Here is a 22808-nt window from a genome sequence, read left to right on the forward strand (position 1 = left end):
GAAATGAAAGAATTACTTATTATAGCAATTGGTTCCGCATTTGTGAATAATGTTGTACTTAGCCAATTCTTAGGAATCTGCCCATTCCTTGGTGTATCGAAGAAAGTAGAGACAGCAAGTGGTATGGGGGGCGCGGTTATTTTCGTTATTACGATCGCATCATTTTTTACAAGCTTGATTTATAAATTTATTTTAGTGCCAACACATTTTGAATATTTACAGACCATTGTATTTATTCTTGTAATTGCAGCTTTGGTACAGTTTGTGGAGATGTTCTTGAAAAAATCAATGCCTTCTCTTTACAAAGCGCTTGGTGTATATCTTCCGCTGATCACGACAAACTGTGCAGTGCTTGGTGTTGCCCTGACCAACGTTCAAAAATCTTACAGTATTTTGGAAGGTGTTGTGAATGGATTTGCAATTGCTGTTGGGTTTACGGTATCTATTGTAATTATGGCAGGTATTCGTGAAAAAACGGAAAACAATGATGTTTCCCCATCATTTCAGGGGACGCCGATTGTTCTTGTTACAGCAGGACTGATGGCGATTGCGTTTTTCGGATTTTCAGGACTGATTTAAGGAGGACGAAAAGATGAGTGTAACAGGGATTATAATAGCTGCAGTCATTGTGGGCGGTACTGGCTTGTTCATCGGCGCCTTCTTAGGAATTGCAGGCAAAAAATTTGCAGTTGAGGTAGATGAAAGAGAAGAGGCAATCACAGGCGTACTTCCTGGAAACAACTGTGGTGGATGTGGATATGCAGGCTGTTCAGGACTTGCCGCTGCAATCGTTGCAGGGGAAGCAGAAATTGGAGGATGTCCGGTCGGCGGTGCTCCGGTTGCGGCAAAGATTGGTGAAATTATGGGACAGGAAGCAGGAGAACAGGTACGTATGACTGCATTTGTAAAATGTGCAGGTACTTGTGATAAGGCAAATCAGGATTATGAATATTATGGAATTGAAGATTGTAAAATGATGGATTTCATACAAAATGGAGGTCCGAAGTCTTGTAATTATGGCTGCCTTGGGTTTGGAAGCTGTGTAAAGGCATGTCCATTTGATGCGATTCACATTGTTGACGGCGTTGCGGTCGTAGATAAAGACGCTTGTAAGGCATGTGGAAAATGTGTTGCAGCCTGTCCGAAACATTTGGTTGAGTTAGTACCATATGAACAGAAGCATTTAGTGCAGTGCAGCTCGAAGGACAAAGGAAAAGATGTACTGTCTGTCTGTAAGGTTGGTTGTATCGGATGTAAAATGTGTCAGAAAGTTTGTCCGTCTGATGCTATTGTTGTGGAAGATAATATCGCACATATTGACCCTGAAAAATGTACGAACTGCGGTCTGTGTGCAGAAAAATGTCCAAAGAAAATCATTATGTAAATATCAAGGTTCAGCTTACGGCTGAACCTTTTTGAGAGGAAGAGAAATGAAACGTTCTGTGAAAACAATTTTGAAAGAGGCAGCTGCTTTGCTTTGGCAGGATATTAAAAATATGAGAATTGCGATTTTGCTCATTGCAGTTTATTTGGGATTGAATCGCATAGTATTTCCGGTCAGTTGTATCTGGGTAGCAATTACTGGATTTCCCTGCCCGGGTTGTGGACTTACGAGGGCAGGAATAGCACTTTTAAGAGGTGAGTTTAAGGAAGCGTTTCAGATTCACCCTTTTATCTATGTAATTGCAGCATTACTGGTTCTTTTTTGTGTTTATCGATATATCCTGAAGCGGAGTCAAAAGGTGTTTGTAAAGTATGCGCTTGTAGTTGTCATTGCAATGCTTTGCTTTTATGTGTACCGTATGATATTTTTGTTTCCGGGAGAGCCGCCGATGTCATATTACCGAAATAATTTGTTGAGTACTTTTTTTCGATAAAGTATTAAAATAAATTGTGAGCGCAGCGAAAATATGGTATGATATCAATGTATAAATCTGATAAGGAGGCACACTATGGAAAATAACTATGAAAATGCACCACAGGAAGAAACACAGTCAACACAGCCGGCTCCTCAGAACGAGGAAAGTACAAATTCAGAGTATTCAAACTCGAACGAAAACATGAATCAAAATTATCAGTATTCATATGGAAATAACGAATACCAGCCAAATGGATACGATAATCAGAATGGATCGAATCAGTATAATCAACCGGACAAAAGCGTAATGTCAATGGGAGATTGGCTGATTACATTGTTAGCTCTTTTAATTCCTTGTGCTGGAATTATTTTATATTTTGTATGGGCGTTTGGAAAAAACGAGAATGAAAACCGTAAAAACTATTGTAGAGCATACTTGATTTATTGGGCAATTACTACTGTGCTTGGTATCATTGTATTCATTTTCTTTGGAGCAATGATATTCAATATGATCAGTGGAAGCGGATATTACGGATATTATTAAAATGTGGACAGGACTATTTTCGGTAGTCCTGTTTTTTCGCAAAAGAAAGTATGAAATCGAACGTGTGGTTGCATAAAAGAATGTGATATGCTAAAATAGACGGAAAGAAAGGAACAAAAACAATGAAGATAAAGAAAAGTGATATTGTATTGATTCTGGTTGTTGTGTGTGTGGCGGCTTCCTGCTTGCTTTTATATATGAGATTCGGAAGAGAGAGCGTTGGAAAAGTGGTAGTGACTGTTGATGGAAAAGTGAAAGGGACTTACAGTCTGTCGGATAACACGGAAGTGCAAATTAACGATACGAATACATTTGTCATTGAGGATCGAGAAGTAAAGATGAAGGAAGCTAATTGTCCGGATCAGATTTGCGTACATCATAAAGCAATTTCGAAAAACAAAGAGACGATTGTTTGTCTGCCAAATAAGGTGGTGATTGAGATTACTACAGGAACAGGAGAAGAGGCAGAGATGGATTCGGTTGCAAATTAGGAGGCACGTTTTGAAATCAAAGGCAGCATATTTCGGAGTATTTATCGCACTTGCATTGATTTTCAGCTATGTGGAGACACTGATACCGATTCAAGTCGGAATACCTGGGGTGAAGCTTGGTCTGGCGAATCTTGTGGTTGTAGTCGTTTTATATAAGATGGGAATCAAAGAGGCTTATACTTTGGCAGTTGTGCGGGTGATTTTATCAGGTTTTTTATTTGGTAATTTATTTAGCATTGTGTATAGTTTGGCCGGCGGACTTCTCAGTCTGACGGTGATGGTCGCTTTAAAAAGGACAAAAGCGTTCAGTTTGCTTGGAATCAGTGCGATGGGAGGCGTTTTTCACAATGTTGGCCAGTTAATCATGGCTGCTCTTGTATTGGAGAGTTTGAGCATTGGATATTATCTTCCGGTTTTACTTATATCGGGGCTTGTGACAGGAATTTTGATTGGTATCATCTCTGGTGAGATGTTAAAAAGATTGAACAGAATAGAAATGTAATGGAGGAAATATGATTTCGTATATAAGAGGAGAACTTTCTGCAATTGAAGAAGATAAGATTATTGTAGATGTGAATGGAATAGGATATGGAATTTTTATGCCGGGGCAATCTATGGGAATGCTCCCGCCGATTGGCGAGGAAGTGAAGATTCACACCTATTTGAATGTACGTGAAGATGCGATGCAATTATTTGGATTTTTGACGAGAGACGATTTAAAGATTTTTAAACTGGTGATCGGTGTAAGTGGTATCGGTCCGAAAGGCGGATTGAGCATTCTGTCTCAGCTGAGTCCGGATGATTTGAGATTTGCCGTGCTGGCGAATGACGCGAAAGCGATCTCGGCGGCGCCGGGAATCGGAAAGAAAACGGCGGAAAAACTTATTATTGAATTGAAAGATAAACTGAGTGTGGAAGACATCTTGGAAAAAAATTCGGAGACAGTTGAATATGCAGGTGTGGCAGATACTGCGAATGAAGTACAGGCAGAGGCAGTTCAAGCACTGACTGCCCTTGGATATGGAAGTACAGAATCTATGAAAGCTGTGAAAAAAGTGACAGTCACAGAGGAGACTACTGTGGAAGATGTACTGAAACAAGCGCTGAAGTACATGATGTTTTAACAAAGGCGGAGAATGAAAATGGGAAAGAGAATTATTACAACAGAAAATCTGGAAGAAGATGTAAAGATAGAAAATCATCTTCGCCCACAGCTGTTATCTGATTATATTGGTCAGGAGAAGGCCAAGCAAACATTAAAAATTTATATTGAGGCGGCAAAATCCAGAAAAGAATCTTTGGATCATGTTCTTTTTTATGGACCTCCGGGGCTTGGAAAGACTACATTGGCGGGAATTATTGCAAATGAGATGAATGTGAATTTAAAAGTCACCTCGGGACCGGCGATTGAAAAGCCGGGGGAGATTGCAGCTATTTTAAACAATCTTCAGGAAGGAGACGTCCTTTTTGTAGATGAGATACATCGTTTAAACAGACAGGTGGAGGAAGTACTCTATCCTGCGATGGAAGACTATGCGATTGATATTATGATCGGTAAGGGAGCAAGTGCACGTTCCATCCGTTTGGATCTTCCGAAGTTTACCTTGGTGGGAGCGACAACAAGAGCCGGTATGCTCACAGCGCCGCTGCGAGATCGGTTTGGTGTGGTCAATCGTCTGGAATTTTATACAGAAAAGGAACTGCAGACGATTATTATGCGTTCAGCAGATGTTTTAGGCGTTGAGATCGAACCGAATGGTGCGCTGGAGATGGCGAAAAGATCTAGAGGAACACCACGTCTTGCCAATCGACTTTTAAAGCGAGTGCGGGATTTCGCACAGGTGAAGTATGATGGCGTCATTACGGAAGAGGTGGCGATGTATGCACTGGATTTACTGGAGGTGGACAGATATGGGCTTGACCACATTGACCGGAATATTCTTCTTACAATTATAGAAAAATTTCAGGGAGGCCCGGTGGGGCTTGACACACTGGCGGCATCTATTGGAGAAGATTCAGGGACAATAGAGGATGTTTATGAGCCCTATTTACTGAAGAATGGATTTATCCAGCGGACACCGAAAGGAAGAGTTGTCACAGAATTCGCATACCATCATCTTGGAATTCATTATGAAAAAGAATAAAAGAGTTGTTTTTTTTCATAGATGGTTTATAATAGAAAGATAATTAGGAAAGTTTCAAGGAGGTTTCCATGACATCTTCAAAAAATTACACAGAAGTTATCATAGACGGAAAAGTTTTTACATTGAGTGGATTTGAGAGCGAAGAATATCTGCAGCAAGTATCTACATACTTAAATCATAAGATTTCAGAGTGTGCGAGCAGTGAAGGATATGGAAGACAGAGTGCAGAGACAAGGAATATTTTGTTGGCGCTGAATATCGCAGATGATTATTTTAAAGAAAAGAAGCAGAGCATTGCGCTTGAAAGTGATGTGGAAGAAAAAGATAAGGAAATGTATGATTTAAAGCATGAGCTGATTTCTACACAGATCAAGTTCGAGAATCTGGAGCGTGATCTTGAAAAAGAAAAGAATGAAAATCAACAGCTGCAGATGAAAATTGTGAAGTTGGAAGCAGAGATGAAGAATCATAAAAAATAGGCTGTCATGGGACAGCCTTTTTTAAGGGATAAGGAAATATATGAAAAGAAAAATTGAAATTTTATCGCCGGCAGGATCTTATGAAAGCATGAAAGCGGCAATTGCGGCAGGAGCAGATGCAGTCTATATTGGCGGCAGTCGATTTGGTGCAAGAGCATATGCTGACAACCTGACCGAAGAACAACTATTAGAAGCAATTGATTATGTGCATCTGCACGGAAGAAAGATTTATCTGACAGTAAATACTCTTTTGAAAGAGAAAGAATTAAGGGAGTCATTTTATGAATATTTGCGCCCATACTATGAGAGAGGGCTGGATGCGGTCATTGTACAGGATATCGGTGTTCTGCAATTTGTAAAGGAACATTTTCCGGATTTGCCGATTCATGCAAGTACACAGATGACGATCACGAATGCGCTCGGCGCCCGTTTTTTGGAAGAGCAGGGAGTAGAGCGAGTTGTGACAGCCAGAGAACTTCAGCTGGAAGAGATTAAAGATATCAGAGAAAAGACTGACGTCGAGATTGAAAGTTTTGTACACGGAGCGCTTTGCTATTGCTATTCGGGTCAATGCTTATATAGCAGTATGCTTGGAGGGCGCAGTGGAAATCGCGGTCAGTGTGCACAGCCTTGCAGACTGCCGTATAAAGTAAATGGCAGCAAGGAAAGCTCGTATGTGCTGAGTCTGAAGGATATTTGTACTTTGGAGTATATACCGGAGCTTGTGGAAGCGGGAATTGATTCGTTTAAAATCGAAGGACGCATGAAAAAGCCGGAATACGTTGCACTTGTCACCGCAATGTATCGAAAGTATACAGATCAATATTTGGAACATGGGGAGAAAGCGTTTTGTATAGATCCCAAAGACAGACAGATGCTCATGGATTTATACAACCGCGGAGGATCTCATGGCGGTTATTATCACACAAAAAATGGACGCAAGATGCTGTCCTTAGACAGACCGAACCACGCGGGAGTGCCGGCATTGCAGGTAGTTTCACAGAGTGGGAAGACTGTGACGGCAAAAGCAATTACGGACATTCATGCAGGAGATGTTGTGGAGCTTCCGACACAGAATGAGAATTATACATTTTCTGATAGTACAAAGAAGGGGCAGACAATTACGTTTTATTCTCATAAACGCCAGAATATGAAAAAAGGGCAGATTTTGAATCGAACACGAAACGAAAGTCTGATAAACAAAATCCATGATACTATCATATCAAGAAAAGTAAAAGAAAAAATCAATGGAAAATTAATACTTTCTGTTGGAGAACCTGCTAAACTAGAAGTGGTCTATCAGGATTGTACAGTGGATTTGACTGGGGAGCCCGTACAGGAGGCTTTGAATCAGCCGATGCAAATAGAAAGAATTGAAAAGCAGATGCGAAAAACCGGGAACACGGAGTTTGAATTTGAACATTTACAGATAGAGCTTTTGGGGAATGTGTTCCTGCCGATGCAGAGTCTGAATGAACTTAGAAGGAAAGCATTAGATACATTGGAAGATCAGATTCTGCAAAAGACAAGAAGAAAAAGTTCTGATGCTCCAAAATACATGGAAAAATCAGTCGCTGCAGACACAAAATGCAATTGCTTTTATGTTTCTGTAGAAACGAGCGAACAGCTTTTGGAAGTTTTAAAAGAGTCTTCTGTGCAGAGAATTTATCTGGATTGTAATCTTGCGGAGCGCATATGGGAAAATCCGAATCTGAATGACATGATTCAAAGTGTGCATGAACGGGGAAAAACAATTTATCTTGGAATGCCACATATTTTCAGGACAGATGCAAACGTAAAGTATGAAGCTTGTTATGCCCATATTTTTGAAGCGGCTTGGGATGGTGTGCTGATACGAAATTATGAGAGTTATCAGTTTCTGAAGGCACATGGCTACCAAGGCAACATTGTCACAGACTATAATCTGTATCAATTCAATCGATATGCAAAGAAATTCTGGATGGAAGAAGAGGTGGAGGCAACAACAGCGCCACTGGAATTAAATTATAATGAATTAAGAGAAGTAGGGCTGGAAAGCAGTGAACTGGTCGTCTATGGACATGTGCCGATGATGGTGTCAGCACAATGTGTGACAAAGACGGTAGCAGGATGTCGAAAAGAAAAAGGAATACTTGTGATGAAGGACCGATACCAAAAAGAGTTTTTTGTGAAAAACAATTGTGATTATTGTTATAATATCATATATAATTCCTTGCCGGTCGTTCTGACAGATCAAAAACAAGAAATTGAGGACTTGATGCCAAAGGCTATGCGTCTCCAGTTTACAGTTGAAAAGAAAGAGAACGTAAGGAAAGTATTGGACTTATATCGAGCCGTCTTTTTGGAAAATCAGGCAGCAAGAGAACCAGATATGGAATTTACAAGAGGACATTTTAAGAGGGGAATAAAGTAGGTGAGAAATTGGCAAATATTATAGTAGAATGTGCGAAATACCTCATGATCATTTTGATTACGATGTATACATACGAATGCTTCACTGTCTTCGGATATGCGGACGGAGACAAAAAGCGGCGTATTTTGCGGAACCAGAATAAATTGATGTTTATGATACATTTTCTTGCGTTTGCAGGAATGTATTTGAAAATCGGAGAAATAAAGATTTTGATATTTTATGCGGTACAGGTAGTACTGCTTTTGGCAATCATACTGCTGTATACATGGATTTATCCAAAGGCTTCACGCCTTGTAGTCAATAATATGTGTATGCTTATGACAATCGGTTTTATCATGATCACAAGATTGTCTTATAATAAGGCGGTGAAGCAATGTGTTATTGCAGCGGGCGGTGTGGCAATCAGTCTGGCAGTTCCGGTGATCATCCGGAAAGTGAAACAACTCTCCGAGTGGAGATGGCTGTACTGTGGTGTGGGAATTGTTGCATTGGCTGCAGTTGTTGTTGTGGGAACTGAACAATTTGGAGCAAAGCTGGGATTTATGGTGGGAGGTGTTGGAGTCCAGCCTTCCGAATTTGTAAAGATATTGTTTGTGTTTTTTGTTGCATCCAGCTTTTATCACTCCAGAGCATTTAAAGATATTGTGATTACAACGGCATTAGCGGCTTTTCATGTGTTGATTCTGGTCGCATCTAAGGATTTGGGTGCGGCATTGATTATTTTTATTGTGTATCTTGTTATGCTGTATGTGGCCACAAGCCAGCCGTTATATGTATTTGCCGGCCTTGGCGCGGGAGCGGCAGCGTCTGTCGTGGCTTATTATTTGTTTAACCACGTTCGTGTCCGTGTGATCGTATGGCAAGATCCTTTCGCTTCTTATCAGAATGGTGGATATCAGGTGGCACAGTCTTTGTTTGCGATTGGAACAGGGAGTTGGTTTGGAACCGGATTGTTTCAGGGAAAGGCAGATGCGATTCCGGTAGCGGAGACGGATTTTATTTTCTCAGCAATTTGCGAAGAGATGGGACTGATTTTTGCGCTTTGCATCATATTAATTTTCCTAAGCTGTTATGTGATGTTTTTGAATATTGCAATGCAGCTTCATAACCGCTTTTATAAGCTGGTGGCACTGGGACTTGGAACTTGTTTCATTTTTCAGTCATTTCTGACTATTGGCGGTGTGACAAAATTTATTCCGTCAACAGGTGTGACACTTCCTCTGATCAGTTATGGAGGAAGTTCTGTATTGAGCACTTTGATTATGTTTGCAATTATTCAGGGATTGTATATTTTAAGAGAAGACGAGGAAGAAGATATTGAGAGAAGAAAAGAACAACAATTACGAGCACAGAAAAATCAGACAAGACGGCAGGAGACGACAGGAAGACGAAAGAGTCCGCAAGACACGCAAAGGACAACAATCAAGAGAAGAAGTACCGCCGGTGAAAAAAAGAACGAGCGCGAAAAAGATGCAGCAAGACGGCCGCAGAGAAGAGAAAAAACGAACAAAGAAAAAGAAATCAACAAACAAAGAATTCGCTAGGGTGACATATTTTTTTGTGACACTTTTTCTGGTAATGATGGGGTATCTTGTATATTTTAATGTTGTGCGAAGCAAAGAAATTATCAACAGTCCTTATAATGTGCGTATGGATTCCCTTTCTGACCGAGTTGTAAGAGGAAGTATTTTAGATAAAAACGGAGAGGTGCTGGCTGAGACAGTAGTTGCGGAGGATGGAACCGAGACAAGAAATTATCCTTATGGAGATGTGTATGCACATGTAGTAGGATATGATTCAAAAGGGAAGTCAGGACTGGAATCCGTGGAAAATTTTGATTTGCTGACATCAAATGCTTTTTTTGTAGAGAAGATTGTAAAAGAATTTAAAGAAGAAAAAAATATTGGCGACAATGTAGTTACAACGCTTGAGAGCAAACTTCAGCAAGCAGCCTATGATGCATTGGGAGACCATAAGGGGGCAGTTGTTGTCATGGAAGCAAGCACAGGAAAGATACTTGCCATGGTGTCCAAACCGACATTTGATCCAAATACCATTTCGGAAGACTGGGAATGGCTTACTACAGATGAAAACAGTTCGCTTCTGAATCGTGCGACACAGGGAGCGTATGCGCCGGGATCTACCTTTAAGTTAGTCACAACATTAGAGTATATGCGTGAATATTCGGATTTTGAAAATTATAGTTATTATTGTGAAAGTGAGATCACCCATGAAGGGACGACGATTCACTGTGCGGGAAACAGGGCGCATGGTGAGGAAAATTTAGCGGATTCGCTTGCCAACTCCTGTAACGCATCTTATTCTAATATTGGTCTGATGTTGGATAAAGAAGCGTACAGAAAAACGGCAGAAGAGTTGTTGTTTAATAAAAAGCTTCCGTCTGTACTGCCTTACAGCCAAAGCAAATTTCGTGTGGACAAAAACACAACAGACAGTGAAATTATGATGACAGCAATTGGTCAGGGAAAAACACAGATTAGTCCGTACCATATGACGCTTATTTCGGCTGCAATTGCAAATGGAGGGACATTGATGAAACCATATTTGGTTGATCATACCGAAAATTATACAGGAACGACAGTTAAGAAAAATGTTCCGGAGATATACGAAACGCTTATGACTTCGGAAGAAGCAGCAAAACTGAAAGAGTATATGGAAGGTGTTATCGATCATGGAACGGGGACGGCGCTTAGCGGAGAAAGCTATACGGTAGCCGGAAAAACAGGGACAGCAGAATACAGCAGTGATAAAGAAAAATCCCATTCGTGGTTTACAGGGTTTACCAATGTAGACAATCCAGAACTTGTAATCAGTGCGGTGGTAGAAAGTGCAGACAATTCCGGAATGAGTGCAGTATCGGTTGCAAAACAGGTTTTGAATGCGTATTACTATTAAATAATTGAGGGATCCATATGAAATATTATCATAATCTGTATTTAAGTGATGAATTAAAAGAAAAAAAAGAGGGAATCATATATAAGTTAGAGCATGATAAAATACAGTTAAATAAATATGTGATTGTTCTTGCAGAAAATGCGAATAATAATCTTGAGTTTTACGATACGGCATTGTTGCTGCAAAGGGGCTGGAAAAAGCGAAGGCTACTTGTGGTTGGCATTGCAGATGGTTTTGAAGAGGCACTGTACTTAGTGGAAAAGATTGCACAGGAAGTGTATGATGTGACAGGAGATATGAAAATACGCAAGTATTTGCTAGAACAGCAAAAAAAGTTTGAAGAGGGAAAAGTGTAGGTGCAGACATGTTCCAGATTATATTATGGATTTTGAAAATCATAGGAATTCTTCTGGCAGCAATACTGGGAATTGCAGTATTGCTCATTTGCATTGTGCTTTTTGTGCCTGTCCGGTATCGAATTGAGGCGGAAAGTGCAGGGACATTTGAAAGTATCGACGCGCATGCTCGGTTTTCGTGGCTTTTACATTTGTTTTCCGGATATTTTAAATATCAAAATGGCGAATTTTGCTGGCAGATTCGAATCGGCTGGAAAAAACTGAACCAGACAGAGCACATTGAAACGCTCCAAAATGAGACATACAGAGAAAAAGAGTCTGAGAAGGAACAAGAAAAAAGAGACGAAGAAGTGCCTCGGAAAGCAGAGCCGACAAACATTCCAACGAAAAAAGAACCGCAGGAAAAGAAAGTGAAAAGAAACCGCACAGCAAAGAAGTGTGGAGAAACGGCAGAAAGTGAGAAAAAGGAAAAACAATCTTTGCTTCAAAAGATAAAATATACATATCAGACAATGTGTGATAAGATAAAAGTGCTTTTGGAGAAAAAAGAAAAATTAACAGAGTTTCTTGCGGAGCCCATTCACAAAGCGGCATGGGGGCGTTTGAAAAAAGAATTGTTCAGAATTCTTCGGCTTTTAAGACCGAGGAAATTTACAGGCGCTGTGCGATTTGGATTGGAGGATCCCTACGATACGGGGAGGATACTGGCTGTGCTGAGTATGCTTTATCCGTTTTATGGAGAACATATAGATATCTATCCGGATTTCGAATATCGGATTTTAGAAGGGCACCTTCTGATTAAAGGGCGTATCCGAGGAATTTATGCAGTGATTGTTTTGTGGAATTTATTTTTTGATAAACAGGTCAGAACCACATATGAACATATAAAAACGTTTAAATTATAAAATATGCGAGGAGGAATACAAAATGGAGGATAACAAATTTAATGCAACAGTAGAAGCTTTATTTCGTGGGATGGACAGTGTTGTTTCGTCAAAGACTGTTGTCGGTGATGCAATTCACATTGGCGATACTATCATTTTACCATTGGTAGACGTTTCATTTGCGGTGGGAGCCGGTTCATTTCAGGGAGATAAAAAGGAAAAAGGCGCCGGTGGACTTGGCGGAAAGATGTCACCGTGTGCGGTGCTTGTGATTCAAGACGGAAAGACAAAACTTGTAAATATCAAAAATCAGGATACGATTACAAAAATTTTAGATATGGTTCCTGATGTGGTTGATCGGTTTTCTTCTAAAAAAGAGGAGAAAGTAACGGAAAAGGATGTTGCGGATATGTTGAACGACGCAGAATAATTTGGAAGAATGAGACATATAATAAAAAGAGGATACACTACATGGAGTAGAGCAATGAAAAAAGTAATTGGGTTTGCATTATTTTTTATTGCAGTTGGAATGCTGATTATGCTGATGCTGCCAAATGTCTTTGTTGGTCTTGTGTTGATTTTTATATGTCTCATAGTTGGATATAATTTATTTTGTGGATAATAATAGATGCACAAAAAAACGAGATGATTCTTCATCTCGTTTCATTCTGTGTAAAATTAAGCACGTTCAACTCTGCCAGATTTTAAACATGAAGTACATACATACATTTTCTTTGTATTTCCACCTTCAGCTTTTACTCTTACTGATTTTACGTTTGATTTCCACATCTTTGGTGTTTTTCTATGAGAGTGACTTACGTTATTTCCGAAATGAGCACCCTTTTCACAAATAGCACATTTAGCCATGATTGCACCTCCTAACGATATTAATAGTCATACCAGACTCACAACACAAATTATTTTAGCAGAAAAAAGTTTAATTTGCAAGTACTTATTTAACAATTTGAAGAAAGGTTTTATAAGTTGTTGTAAAAACTGGCAAAACAGAGTATAATATAAACGTTAAGTATGCATAAAAAAGAAAATCCATAACAAAAATTGGAGGGAATAGATATGAAAGGATGTATGAGTACAGAATTAGGAATCATTACAATTGCACCGGAAGTCATTGCAAAATATGCGGGAACTGTAGCTGTGGAATGCTTTGGAATCGTTGGTATGGCGGCAGTAAGTGTAAAAGATGGTCTTGTAAAGCTTTTGAAAAAGGAAAGCCTGACACATGGAATTCAGGTGGAAATTTCAGAAGATAATAAGATTACTTTGAATTTCCATGTAATCGTATCCTATGGTGTGAGTATTTCAGCCGTTACCGATAATTTAATCAGCAACGTAAAATATAAAGTAGAAGAGTTCACCGGAATGACAGTGGATAAGATTAACATTTATATTGAAGGCGTAAGAGTAATCGATTAATTTAAGGAGGAAGTGATTGTGGCAACGAAGACAATAAATGTAGAGATGCTCGCAAAGATGTTTTTGGCAGGCGCCGGAAATATCGAGGCAAAAAAAGAATTTATAAATGAATTGAATGTTTTTCCGGTACCGGATGGGGATACAGGAACGAACATGTCGCTTACGATCATGGCAGCGGCAAAAGAAGTTTCGGCATTGGAAAAACTTAATATGAAGGATTTGGCAAAGGCGATTTCATCTGGGTCTTTAAGAGGAGCCAGAGGGAACTCAGGAGTAATTCTTTCACAGCTTTTCAGAGGATTTACAAAAGCAATCAAAGAAGTCAAAGAGATTGACTGTTTGATTCTTGCGAACGCACTTGATAAGGCAAAGGAGACTGCCTACAAAGCGGTTATGAAGCCGAAAGAGGGAACGATCCTGACTGTTGCACGTGGAATTGCAGATAAAGGCTGGGAACTTGCAGAAGAGACAGATGATTTGGAAGTGTTCATTCCAGAGATTATCAAGCATGCAGAACATGTGTTATCGAAGACTCCGGATATGCTTCCGGTATTAAAAGAAGCTGGGGTGGTTGATTCCGGCGGACAGGGACTTTTAGAAGTGTTAAAGGGTGCATATGACGCATTTTTAGGGAAAGAGATTGATTACAGTGCGATTGCTTCCAGCACAGGTGCTGCTGTGACAAAGGTCAGCGCAGAGGCGGCAACAGAGATCAAATTCGGTTACTGTACAGAATTCATCATTATGGCAGAGAGAGAATTTACAGAGGAAGATGAGAAAACGTTCAAGGCATATCTGGAGTCTATCGGTGATTCAATCGTATGTGTGGCAGATGATGAAATTGTAAAAGTACATGTACACACCAATGACCCTGGACTTGCAATTCAAAAGGCACTGACATATGGGCAGCTTTCTCGTATGAAGATTGACAATATGCGCGAAGAGCATGAAGAAAAATTGATCCGCGATGCGCAGAAGCTTGCGAAAGAACAGAAAGAAAAGAAAAAAGAGGCTCAGAAAGAGTTTGGCTTTATTGCCGTTTCCATCGGAGAAGGTCTGAATGAGATTTTTAAAGAGCTTGGAGTGGACTATATCATTGAAGGTGGTCAGACAATGAATCCAAGTACAGACGACATGTTGAATGCGATTGATGAAGTCAATGCAAAACATGTATTTATTTTCCCAAATAACAAAAATATTACATTAGCGGCAAACCAGGCAAAATCTTTAGTGAAAGATAAGGAAGTAATTGTTATTCCTACAAAGACGGTTCCGCAGGGAATTACTGCAATCATTAATTTTGTTCCGGATTTATCGGCAGAAGAAAATGAAGAAGTCATGTTAGAAGAGATCAAGAATGTCAAGACCGGACAGGTAACATATGCAGTGCGAGATACACATATCGATGACAAGGAGATCCACAAAGATGATATCATGGGAATTGGTGATTCCGGTATTATTGCAGTGGGAACTGATATCGAAGCGACGACAAAAGAGATGCTGGAAACACTTGTGGATGAGGATTCGGAATTGATCAGTATCTACTATGGAGCAGATGTCAGCGAAGAAGACGCAGAAAAACTGACAGCGGAGATTGAAGAAAAGTATCCAAGTGTAGATGTGGACACACATTTTGGAGGTCAGCCGATTTACTATTATGTATTGGCAGTAGAATAAGAGTGACAAAAACGGGAGAAGTGATATCTCCCGTTTTTTCTGAAACAGGAGACAGAAATATGAATGAGCAATCAACGATCAGCTCACTGAAAGGGATTGGCGAGAAGACAGAAAAATTATTCCAAAAATTAAATATTTTTACGATTGGAGATTTGCTTCGACATTTTCCGAAAGGATATGAAGTGTATGAGGAAGCAACCCCGATTGCAGAGATAGACGAGGGCAGAACTGTGACGGTCACAGGTGCGATTTACGGGAAAGTACAGGTCTCTGGCAGAACAAGTATGCAGGTTACAACCATTTATGTGAAGGATATCACTGGAACTTTGCGTGTTGTCTGGTTCCGAATGCCTTTTTTGCGAAATACGTTTCAAAAAGGGGGTGTGGTCACACTACGTGGAAAAGTCGTGCGGCGAAAAGGAACACTTCTTATGGAACAGCCGGAAATTTTTTATCCGAGTGAGTTGTATGAGGAGAAGATAAACACGTTGCAGCCCAATTATGCATTGACAGCCGGACTTACGAACAATGCTGTCGTCAAAGCGATGAAACAGGCAATTTCCTATTTGGATTTGAAGCAGGATTTCCTTCCGCCGGATGTTCGAACCCGCTATCATCTTGCGGAATATAATTATGCGATACAGGGAATTCATTTTCCGGTAGACAAAGAGGAATTTTATACTGCCAGAGAGCGTCTTGTGTTTGAAGAATTTCTTGTGTTTATTTTGGCACTGCGGCAAATGAAGGAGAAAAATGAAAAAAGTAAAAATACATTTTCATTTGCGATTGCCGAACCGGTGGAACAATTCATGCATAAACTGCCATATGAACTGACAGGCGCTCAGCAAAAAGTCTGGGAGGAAATTAAGGCAGACCTAAACGGAGCGCATGTGATGTCAAGGCTTGTGCAGGGGGATGTCGGTTCCGGAAAGACGATTATTGCCTTGCTTGGTCTTTTGCTTGCCGCTGTCAACGGCTATCAGGGAGCATTGATGGCGCCGACAGAGGTGCTTGCAAAACAGCATTTTGAGTCTATTTGTGAAATGTTAGAAGAACATCAGATTCCGGTTTGTGTGGAATTTTTGACAGGGTCTATGACTGCAAAAGAAAAAAGGATGGCATATGAGCGGATTGCATCAGGAGAAGCACAGATTATTGTTGGAACACATGCACTGATTCAAGAAAAGGTGAAATACCATTCTCTGGCGTTGGTAGTGACAGATGAACAGCACCGATTTGGCGTGAAACAAAGAGAAAAGCTTGCTGAAAAAGGAAACACACCACATATTCTTGTGATGAGTGCAACTCCGATTCCGAGGACACTTGCAATTATCCTGTATGGGGATTTGGACATCTCTGTCATCGATGAGCTTCCAGCCAACCGTCTACCGATTAAAAATTGTGTGGTAGATACTAATTATCGAAAGACGGCCTATCAGTTTATGAAAAAACAGGTGCTGGAAGGACGACAGTGCTATGTCATCTGCCCAATGATAGAAGAGAATGAAAATCTGGAGGCAGAAAATGTAATAGATTATGCGAAGACACTGCAAGAAGAGATGGGGGACAACATTCAGGTGGCATATCTGCACGGAAAGATGAAGCAGTCAGAAAAAGATGTGATCATGGAGCAGTTTGGGAAACGGGAAATTCAGATTCTTGTCTCTACGACCGTTATTGAAGTAGGAATCAATGTTCCGAATGCGACGGTGATGATGGTGGAAAATGCAGAACGTTTTGGGCTTGCACAGCTTCATCAGCTTCGAGGACGTGTGGGGAGAGGAAAATATCAGTCATACTGCATTTTTATGAGTGCATCAAAGTCGAAAGAGACGAAAGAGCGTCTTTCTATTTTGAATAAATCGAATGATGGATTTTTTATTGCGAGTGAAGACTTGAAGCTTCGCGGCCCGGGAGATTTGTTTGGTATTCGTCAAAGCGGGATTTTGGATTTTAAATTAGGTGATGTATTTCAGGATGCAAAGATTTTGCAGCGTGCGAGCGAGGCGGCGGAACAGCTGATTTCGGAAGATGAAAACTTGGAAAAGCAAAATCACCAGAATATTAGGGAGTATTTACAGAAATATATCCGGGAAGGAATGCTTGAAACAACGCTTTAAATCACATGACAGAATTTGTCAAAAAAAGAAACTATTTCTAGTGTAAGTTTATGAATTCTCCATATACTATCCTTGTAACAAAACAGTTACAAAATAAAAGGAAAGAGATTTAGAGGAGGAAATGAATTATGGCAAGTCGTTCATCAAACAGAACAGCAGTACCGGAAGCAAAAGCAGCTTTAGACAAATTTAAATATGAAGTGGCAAGTGAGCTCGGAGTACCTTTGAAAGAAGGATACAACGGAGACTTAACATCAAGACAGAACGGATCTGTTGGTGGTTATATGGTGAAAAAAATGATCGAGCAGCAGGAAAAACAAATGTCAGAGAAATAATTGGCAGATGTAATTAGAAAAACGTGCAAATCAGAAAAGGTTTGCACGTTTTTTCTGTGCAGTAATTGACAAGTTTCGAGGGAATTCGTATAATGAAAAATGATATTTTTATTCAGGAAAGGAACATTATGAGAGTTATAGCAGGAAGCGCAAAACGCTTACAGTTAAAAACAATAGATGGGCTTGACACAAGACCGACAACAGATCGTATCAAAGAAACACTGTTTAATATGATTTCGCATGAGATTGCAGATTCCTGTTTTTTGGATTTGTTCAGCGGAAGTGGAGCAATCGGAATAGAAGCCCTCAGCAGAGGAGCAAAAGAAGCGGTGTTTGTAGAACAGAACCGTAAGGCGATGGCTTGTATTCGCGAGAATCTTACATTTACAAAGCTTGCAAAACAATCGGTGCTTTTGGAGATGGATGTTTTGAGCGCGCTAAAACGTCTGGAAGGAAAGTATCAGTTTGACTATATTTTTATGGATCCACCGTACCGTAAGATGCTGGAAAAGCAGGTGTTAGAATATCTTTCTGAATCAACTATTCTTTCGCAAGATGCTGTCGTGATTGTGGAAAGTTCTTTGGATACAGAGTTTTCTTATGTGGAGGAACTTGGTTTTTCTGTTATTAAAGAAAAGATATATAAGACTAATAAACATATATTTTTAGAAAGAGAGGCTTAAAGAATGCTAAGAGCCATTTATCCGGGAAGCTTTGATCCGGTGACGCTTGGTCATTTGGACATTATTCGACGTTCCGCCGCCATCGCGGATGAGTTAATTGTCGGAATATTGAATAATAAAGCGAAAACGCCGTTGTTTTCTGTAGGAGAACGTGTTAAAATGTTAGAGGAAGTGACAAAAGACTTCCCAAATGTCAAAATCATTCCATTTGAGGGGTTGTTAGTAGAATTTGCAAAGCAGATGGATGCGAAAGTGATTGTTCGGGGATTGCGTGCAATTACAGATTTTGAATATGAATTACAGATGTCACAGACGAATCACAAAATTGAACCGGAGATTGAGACCTTGTTTTTGACGACAAGTCTGGAGTTTTCCTTTTTGAGTTCGACAACGGTAAAAGAAGTTGCGAGCTTTGGGGGAGACATTACACAGTTTGTACCGGAAGTGATTGTGAAAAAAATAAAAGAGAAGATGGAAGAAAGAAAAGGAGTGTAAATTATGAGCAGTCGTATTGAACAAATTATTGAGGAAATTGAAGAATATATTGACAGTTGTAAATTTCAGCCATTATCTACAACAAAGATTATTGTAAATAAAGATCAGATGGACGAGCTTTTGCGTGAACTTCGCATGAAGACGCCGGACGAGATTAAGCGTTATCAGAAGATCATTGCCAATAAGGATGCGATTTTAGCGGATGCACGCGCGAAAGCCGAGAGTATGCTGGAGGAAGCTCAGATTCATACAAACGAACTGGTAAGCGAACATGAGATCATGCAGCAGGCATATGCTCAGGCGAATGATATCGTGACAGCAGCGACAGAGCAGGCGCAGGAGATTTTGGATAATGCGACAAATGATGCGAATGATATCCGAATTGGTGCGATGCAGTACACAGACGATATTATGTCGAACGTGGAAAATATTATCGGGCATACTTTGGACAGCTACACAACAAAATACGATGGTCTTGTGAATTCTTTGAGAGAGTGTTACGACATCGTCAAGACTAATCGTGCGGAGCTGGAAGTGCCAGATAAGTCTGACCGTGGTATGGAAGCGGAATTCGGCAGCGATTCTATGGATGAATAAACGTCATATAAAAGAAAGCTAACAAACTGGTTACCAATGCGGTGACCAGTTTTTCTGCTATGTAAGGGACAATAGAGAGACCGGATTGACGAATCATGGATTTTGTCTGTGCGACAGAACAGAATCCCCCAAAAGAAGTCAGTGCAAGTATAGAAACATATTTTTCTGTTTGGGACAGTATGTTTTTAGATAACATAGGTATTCCATTGGTGATTTCCAGAATCGGGAGGCATATGTTTGATATCAAAGCTGATTTTACCGGAAGCATCTGCAAAAGAGATAACAGAACAGAAAATAATAGGATATATCCTCCGACTTTCGTTATGGTTTCGAACCCATCCATGATGCAGGTATCAACGATCTCAAAGTTAAAATGGATGCGGGAAGATATACTGGTTTTTCCCGCTGTTTTGGCTGGCAGATTTTTTTTATAAATGTTTCGAAAAACAAAACTGCACAATATCGGTGAGGCAAACAAAATCAGTAAGGATGGAAAAAGCAGAGTCTGATCGTACAGATTTTGCCAGATCACATAGCTTATGATAAACATGGGGCTTGTGTTGTTGCAAAAAGAAAGCAGATAGCTGCCTTCACTTTTGGTTATACGTCCTGCCAAAATGAGATCTGAGGTCACTTTAGCGCCCATCGGATAACCACAGAGAAATCCTGCAAGTACCACAAAGCTTCCGTCAGTTGAAATACGGAAGATTTTCTGAAAAGCAGGACCAAATATGCGGGATAACATGGAGATAGAATTTGTTTGTATCAGGATATTTGAGATGATAATAAACGGAAGTAAAGTAGGGAGGACAATCTGAAACCAAAGCAGTAGTCCTTCGCTTGCTCCGTCGAATACTTCCTGTGGGAAAGAAAGCATAATAAAAAATAATAAAATCACACTGAATGGGAAGGCATAGCGTCTCATAACAGACCTCCAATTTGTTTTTATAATATATGGATATGCTTGATTTTTTATGTCTGATGTGACACAATAGATTATAGGAAAATTTTAAAGGAAAGAGGGAATTTATTATGTCAGCATTAGAACATTTAGAACCAAAATCGGTTTTTCATTTTTTTGAAGAACTTTGCCGGATTCCGAGGGCAACATTTGACACAAAAAGAGTCAGTGATTATTGTGTAGACTTTGCAAAAGAGCGAGGCTTGGAATGCATTCAGGATGAGGCGAACAATGTGATTATTAAAAAAGCCGGAACAGCAGGATTTGAAAACAGTGAACCGGTGATCATTCAGGGACATTTGGATATGGTATGTGAAAAGACGGATGATTCTGCACATAACTTTGACACAGATCCAATTGAAGTATATGAGGAGAATGGATTTTTAAAGGCGAAAGATACCAGTCTTGGGGGAGACGACGGAATTGCCATCGCATATGCACTTGCAATTCTTGACAGTGACACGATTGAACATCCGCCGATTGAAGCAGTCTTTACCACAGATGAAGAAGTTGGAATGGGTGGCGCAGGAGCAATCGATCTTTCTGTATTAAAAGGTCGTATGCTGATCAATATTGACTCCGAGGAAGAGGGAACATTACTGACAGGATGTGCAGGCGGTTTCCGCCATACGATTACGCTTCCGCTGGCCAAAGAAGAAAAAACAGGGGTTGCGGCTGAGATCGTTGTGAGAGGATTGAGAGGCGGACATTCTGGAATCGAGATCAATCAACAAAGGGGAAATGCTAACAAAGTACTCGGAAGAATTTTAAACAGTCTTAAAACACAATTTTCATATGCACTGATTGAGATGAATGGCGGAACAAAAGACAATGTTATCACGCCGTTATCGAAAGCAAAAATCTTAGTGGACACAACACAGAAAGATGCCGTCAAAGCATATGTGGAAGAACTTGCAGAAACTGTGAAAACTGAATTTGGAAAAGACGAGCCGAATTTGGAAATTTCAGTTGTACTTTCTGAAGAAACTACACTGAATGTATGCACAGCAGATACAACAGATAAAGTTGTATTCCTGTTAATTTCTACACCATATGGAGTGCAAGGATTGAGCCGTGAATTGAAAGGACTTGTAGAGAGCTCTTTGAATCTTGGAATCGTATCTACAAAAGAGGATAGTATCGAGTTGATCTTTATGGTGAGAAGTTCTGTGGAGAGTAAAAAGAAAGAACTCGAAGAGATGCTGAATGCGTATGCTGTTTTCACAGGAGGAAAAGGAGAAGTATCCTGTGACTATCCGGCATGGATGTACAAGTCAGATTCAAAACTTCGCCCGATCATGATCGATACTTATGAGCAGATGTTCGGAAAAGCTCCTGTAGTTGCTACAATTCATGCAGGGTTAGAATGTGGTCTCTTATCCGGACAGCTTCCGGAACTGGATTGCGTATCTTTTGGTCCAAATATGTTTGACGTGCATTCTGTGAATGAAAAACTGGAAGTTGCATCTGTGCAGCGCATGTGGGATTATCTGCTTGCAGTTTTAAAAAATTGTAAATAAAACAATACATATTTGAAGATAAGAAAAACATATAGTAATACAAAAAGGAGTTTGTCGTGAAAAAGAGACAGGCATATCAATTACTTCTTTTTGTATTACTATTTTCTTTTGTTACAGAAATATGGATTGGCAGACTGCTGTCGATAAGCAGAATGGAACGGTTGCATGAAAATACAGTTATGAAGATGGAATTTCGAGATCAGCAGTTAGGTGAAAAAATGATCAATAGTTTTTGTGATGGACTAAGCAGAGGGATGCAGGCAGGAATCTATCTGTTGGAAAGCAAGTTTGGCTATCAACCGTTTCCGTATACATGTACAGAAAAAACGTTTTGCGAACGAAAGAAGACATGGGAACAGAAAAAGGCATGGAATACTTATCTGAAAATCAATCAGGCAATCTGGGATGATGTGAAATATTTTCCGGTACCAGAATCAACGACGGATGAAGATGCAACGGTGGTCTTTGAAAATGGATGGATGAAAGAACGAAACTATGGTGGAAAACGCGGACATGAGGGATGTGATTTGATGGCAAAAAAAGATGTCCCAGGATATTATCCGGTCGTCAGCATGACGGACGGTGTCATACAAAGTAAAGGGTGGCTTCCGAAAGGGGGATACCGTATCGGTATTCTGGCGCCTTCCGGTGGATACTTTTATTACGCACATCTGGATTCCTATGCGGATATTAAAGAGGGAGACCGAGTGAAAGCCGGGGATGTGATTGGATTCATGGGGGATACAGGCTATGGAGAGGAAGGTACAAAAGGGAAATTTCCGGTGCATCTGCATGTGGGGATTTATGTGTATCCGAACGGTCAGGAAATGAGTGTCAATCCATATTGGGTGATGCGGTATCTGGAACCGCATAAGCTGAAATGTGCGTATTCTGACTAATA

Annotated in this window: 27 protein-coding genes; 25 read left to right on the plus strand and 2 right to left on the minus strand. The window is 40.1% G+C overall.

Translation table 11 applies throughout. The annotated features are described in order from the left end of the window. The first annotated feature begins 3 nt into the window (after positions 1-3). From AC6I5B_RS08335 to AC6I5B_RS08410, 16 genes are all read left to right on the plus strand, one after another. Positions 4-579, plus strand: a complete 576-nt coding sequence (locus tag AC6I5B_RS08335) for an electron transport complex protein RnfA (RefSeq protein WP_004613782.1) — start codon at positions 4-6, stop codon at positions 577-579. A gap of 13 nt (positions 580-592) precedes the next feature. Continuing rightward, entirely contained in the window at positions 593-1384 is a 792-nt protein-coding gene (locus AC6I5B_RS08340; protein ID WP_004613781.1) for an RnfABCDGE type electron transport complex subunit B, read from the plus strand. A gap of 46 nt (positions 1385-1430) precedes the next feature. Further along, positions 1431-1877, plus strand: a complete 447-nt coding sequence (locus tag AC6I5B_RS08345) for a DUF2752 domain-containing protein (RefSeq protein WP_117787176.1) — start codon at positions 1431-1433, stop codon at positions 1875-1877. 75 nt (positions 1878-1952) lie between these two features. Further along, a complete protein-coding gene (locus AC6I5B_RS08350) occupies positions 1953-2402 on the plus strand; it encodes a hypothetical protein (protein WP_004613779.1) in 450 nt (149 codons plus the stop codon). Positions 2403-2524: 122 nt separating this feature from the next. Further along, the gene (locus tag AC6I5B_RS08355; RefSeq protein ID WP_118208364.1) at positions 2525-2893 is read left to right on the plus strand and encodes a NusG domain II-containing protein; all 369 of its coding nucleotides are present in this window, start codon (positions 2525-2527) and stop codon (positions 2891-2893) included. A gap of 10 nt (positions 2894-2903) precedes the next feature. Next, entirely contained in the window at positions 2904-3395 is a 492-nt protein-coding gene (locus AC6I5B_RS08360; RefSeq protein ID WP_044987707.1) for a Gx transporter family protein, read from the plus strand. Positions 3396-3405: 10 nt separating this feature from the next. Then, on the plus strand, positions 3406-4017 hold the full coding sequence (gene ruvA, locus AC6I5B_RS08365) for a Holliday junction branch migration protein RuvA (RefSeq protein ID WP_004613776.1): 612 nt from the start codon (positions 3406-3408) through the stop codon (positions 4015-4017). Between the two features lie 18 nt (positions 4018-4035). After that, complete coding sequence (ruvB, locus tag AC6I5B_RS08370) at positions 4036-5037, plus strand: Holliday junction branch migration DNA helicase RuvB (protein WP_022250394.1); 1002 nt, start codon at positions 4036-4038, stop codon at positions 5035-5037. 68 nt (positions 5038-5105) lie between these two features. Beyond that, the gene (locus tag AC6I5B_RS08375; protein ID WP_004613774.1) at positions 5106-5516 is read left to right on the plus strand and encodes a cell division protein ZapA; all 411 of its coding nucleotides are present in this window, start codon (positions 5106-5108) and stop codon (positions 5514-5516) included. 40 nt (positions 5517-5556) lie between these two features. Continuing rightward, positions 5557-7929 carry a U32 family peptidase gene (locus tag AC6I5B_RS08380; protein WP_497773730.1) on the plus strand — a complete coding sequence of 791 codons (2373 nt, stop codon included), beginning with the start codon at positions 5557-5559 and terminating at the stop codon, positions 7927-7929. Positions 7930-7937: 8 nt separating this feature from the next. Then, complete coding sequence (locus tag AC6I5B_RS08385; protein ID WP_022250392.1) at positions 7938-9473, plus strand: FtsW/RodA/SpoVE family cell cycle protein; 1536 nt, start codon at positions 7938-7940, stop codon at positions 9471-9473. A gap of 37 nt (positions 9474-9510) precedes the next feature. Next, positions 9511-10845, plus strand: a complete 1335-nt coding sequence (locus AC6I5B_RS08390; RefSeq protein WP_083382964.1) for a peptidoglycan D,D-transpeptidase FtsI family protein — start codon at positions 9511-9513, stop codon at positions 10843-10845. 17 nt (positions 10846-10862) lie between these two features. Then, a complete protein-coding gene (locus AC6I5B_RS08395) occupies positions 10863-11201 on the plus strand; it encodes a hypothetical protein (RefSeq protein WP_004613770.1) in 339 nt (112 codons plus the stop codon). Positions 11202-11209: 8 nt separating this feature from the next. Further along, positions 11210-12106 carry a DUF2953 domain-containing protein gene (locus AC6I5B_RS08400; protein WP_497773731.1) on the plus strand — a complete coding sequence of 299 codons (897 nt, stop codon included), beginning with the start codon at positions 11210-11212 and terminating at the stop codon, positions 12104-12106. Between the two features lie 22 nt (positions 12107-12128). Continuing rightward, positions 12129-12515, plus strand: a complete 387-nt coding sequence (locus tag AC6I5B_RS08405; protein ID WP_004613768.1) for a GerW family sporulation protein — start codon at positions 12129-12131, stop codon at positions 12513-12515. Between the two features lie 54 nt (positions 12516-12569). After that, on the plus strand, positions 12570-12707 hold the full coding sequence (locus tag AC6I5B_RS08410) for a hypothetical protein (protein WP_022250390.1): 138 nt from the start codon (positions 12570-12572) through the stop codon (positions 12705-12707). Between the two features lie 56 nt (positions 12708-12763). Here the strand turns inward: AC6I5B_RS08410 and rpmB are convergent, their stop codons facing one another. After that, the gene (gene rpmB, locus AC6I5B_RS08415; RefSeq protein WP_004613766.1) at positions 12764-12952 is read right to left on the minus strand and encodes a 50S ribosomal protein L28; all 189 of its coding nucleotides are present in this window, start codon (positions 12950-12952) and stop codon (positions 12764-12766) included. Positions 12953-13159: 207 nt separating this feature from the next. Between rpmB and AC6I5B_RS08420 the strand changes: the two genes are divergently transcribed. The 7 genes from AC6I5B_RS08420 to AC6I5B_RS08450 all read left to right on the plus strand — a co-directional run bounded on the left by AC6I5B_RS08420 (position 13160) and on the right by AC6I5B_RS08450 (position 19426). Then, on the plus strand, positions 13160-13519 hold the full coding sequence (locus AC6I5B_RS08420; RefSeq protein WP_004613765.1) for an Asp23/Gls24 family envelope stress response protein: 360 nt from the start codon (positions 13160-13162) through the stop codon (positions 13517-13519). Between the two features lie 18 nt (positions 13520-13537). Further along, positions 13538-15196, plus strand: coding sequence for a DAK2 domain-containing protein (locus AC6I5B_RS08425; RefSeq protein ID WP_497773732.1), 1659 nt, complete (start codon positions 13538-13540; stop codon positions 15194-15196). Positions 15197-15255: 59 nt separating this feature from the next. Next, positions 15256-17316, plus strand: a complete 2061-nt coding sequence (gene recG, locus AC6I5B_RS08430) for an ATP-dependent DNA helicase RecG (RefSeq protein ID WP_044987705.1) — start codon at positions 15256-15258, stop codon at positions 17314-17316. A 128-nt stretch (positions 17317-17444) separates the two neighbouring features. Next, positions 17445-17651, plus strand: coding sequence for an alpha/beta-type small acid-soluble spore protein (locus tag AC6I5B_RS08435; protein ID WP_004613760.1), 207 nt, complete (start codon positions 17445-17447; stop codon positions 17649-17651). Between the two features lie 92 nt (positions 17652-17743). After that, positions 17744-18334: a 16S rRNA (guanine(966)-N(2))-methyltransferase RsmD gene (gene rsmD, locus AC6I5B_RS08440; protein ID WP_004613759.1), complete on the plus strand. Its 591-nt coding sequence runs from the start codon at positions 17744-17746 to the stop codon at positions 18332-18334. A gap of 3 nt (positions 18335-18337) precedes the next feature. Beyond that, a complete protein-coding gene (gene coaD / locus AC6I5B_RS08445) occupies positions 18338-18829 on the plus strand; it encodes a pantetheine-phosphate adenylyltransferase (RefSeq protein WP_004613758.1) in 492 nt (163 codons plus the stop codon). A 3-nt stretch (positions 18830-18832) separates the two neighbouring features. Continuing rightward, complete coding sequence (locus tag AC6I5B_RS08450) at positions 18833-19426, plus strand: hypothetical protein (protein WP_004613757.1); 594 nt, start codon at positions 18833-18835, stop codon at positions 19424-19426. Here the strand turns inward: AC6I5B_RS08450 and AC6I5B_RS08455 are convergent. After that, a complete protein-coding gene (locus AC6I5B_RS08455) occupies positions 19413-20351 on the minus strand; it encodes a transporter (protein ID WP_497773733.1) in 939 nt (312 codons plus the stop codon). The two genes, AC6I5B_RS08450 and AC6I5B_RS08455, sit on opposite strands and share 14 nt — an antisense overlap. 107 nt (positions 20352-20458) lie before the next feature. Here AC6I5B_RS08455 and AC6I5B_RS08460 point away from each other — a divergent pair, with 107 nt between their 5' ends. Both AC6I5B_RS08460 and AC6I5B_RS08465 read left to right on the plus strand, forming a co-directional pair. Continuing rightward, complete coding sequence (locus tag AC6I5B_RS08460; RefSeq protein WP_004613755.1) at positions 20459-21907, plus strand: aminoacyl-histidine dipeptidase; 1449 nt, start codon at positions 20459-20461, stop codon at positions 21905-21907. 56 nt (positions 21908-21963) lie between these two features. Beyond that, a complete protein-coding gene (locus AC6I5B_RS08465; protein ID WP_004613754.1) occupies positions 21964-22806 on the plus strand; it encodes a M23 family metallopeptidase in 843 nt (280 codons plus the stop codon). The last annotated feature ends 2 nt before the right edge of the window (positions 22807-22808 follow it).

Source organism: Faecalimonas nexilis (genome assembly GCF_059731825.1).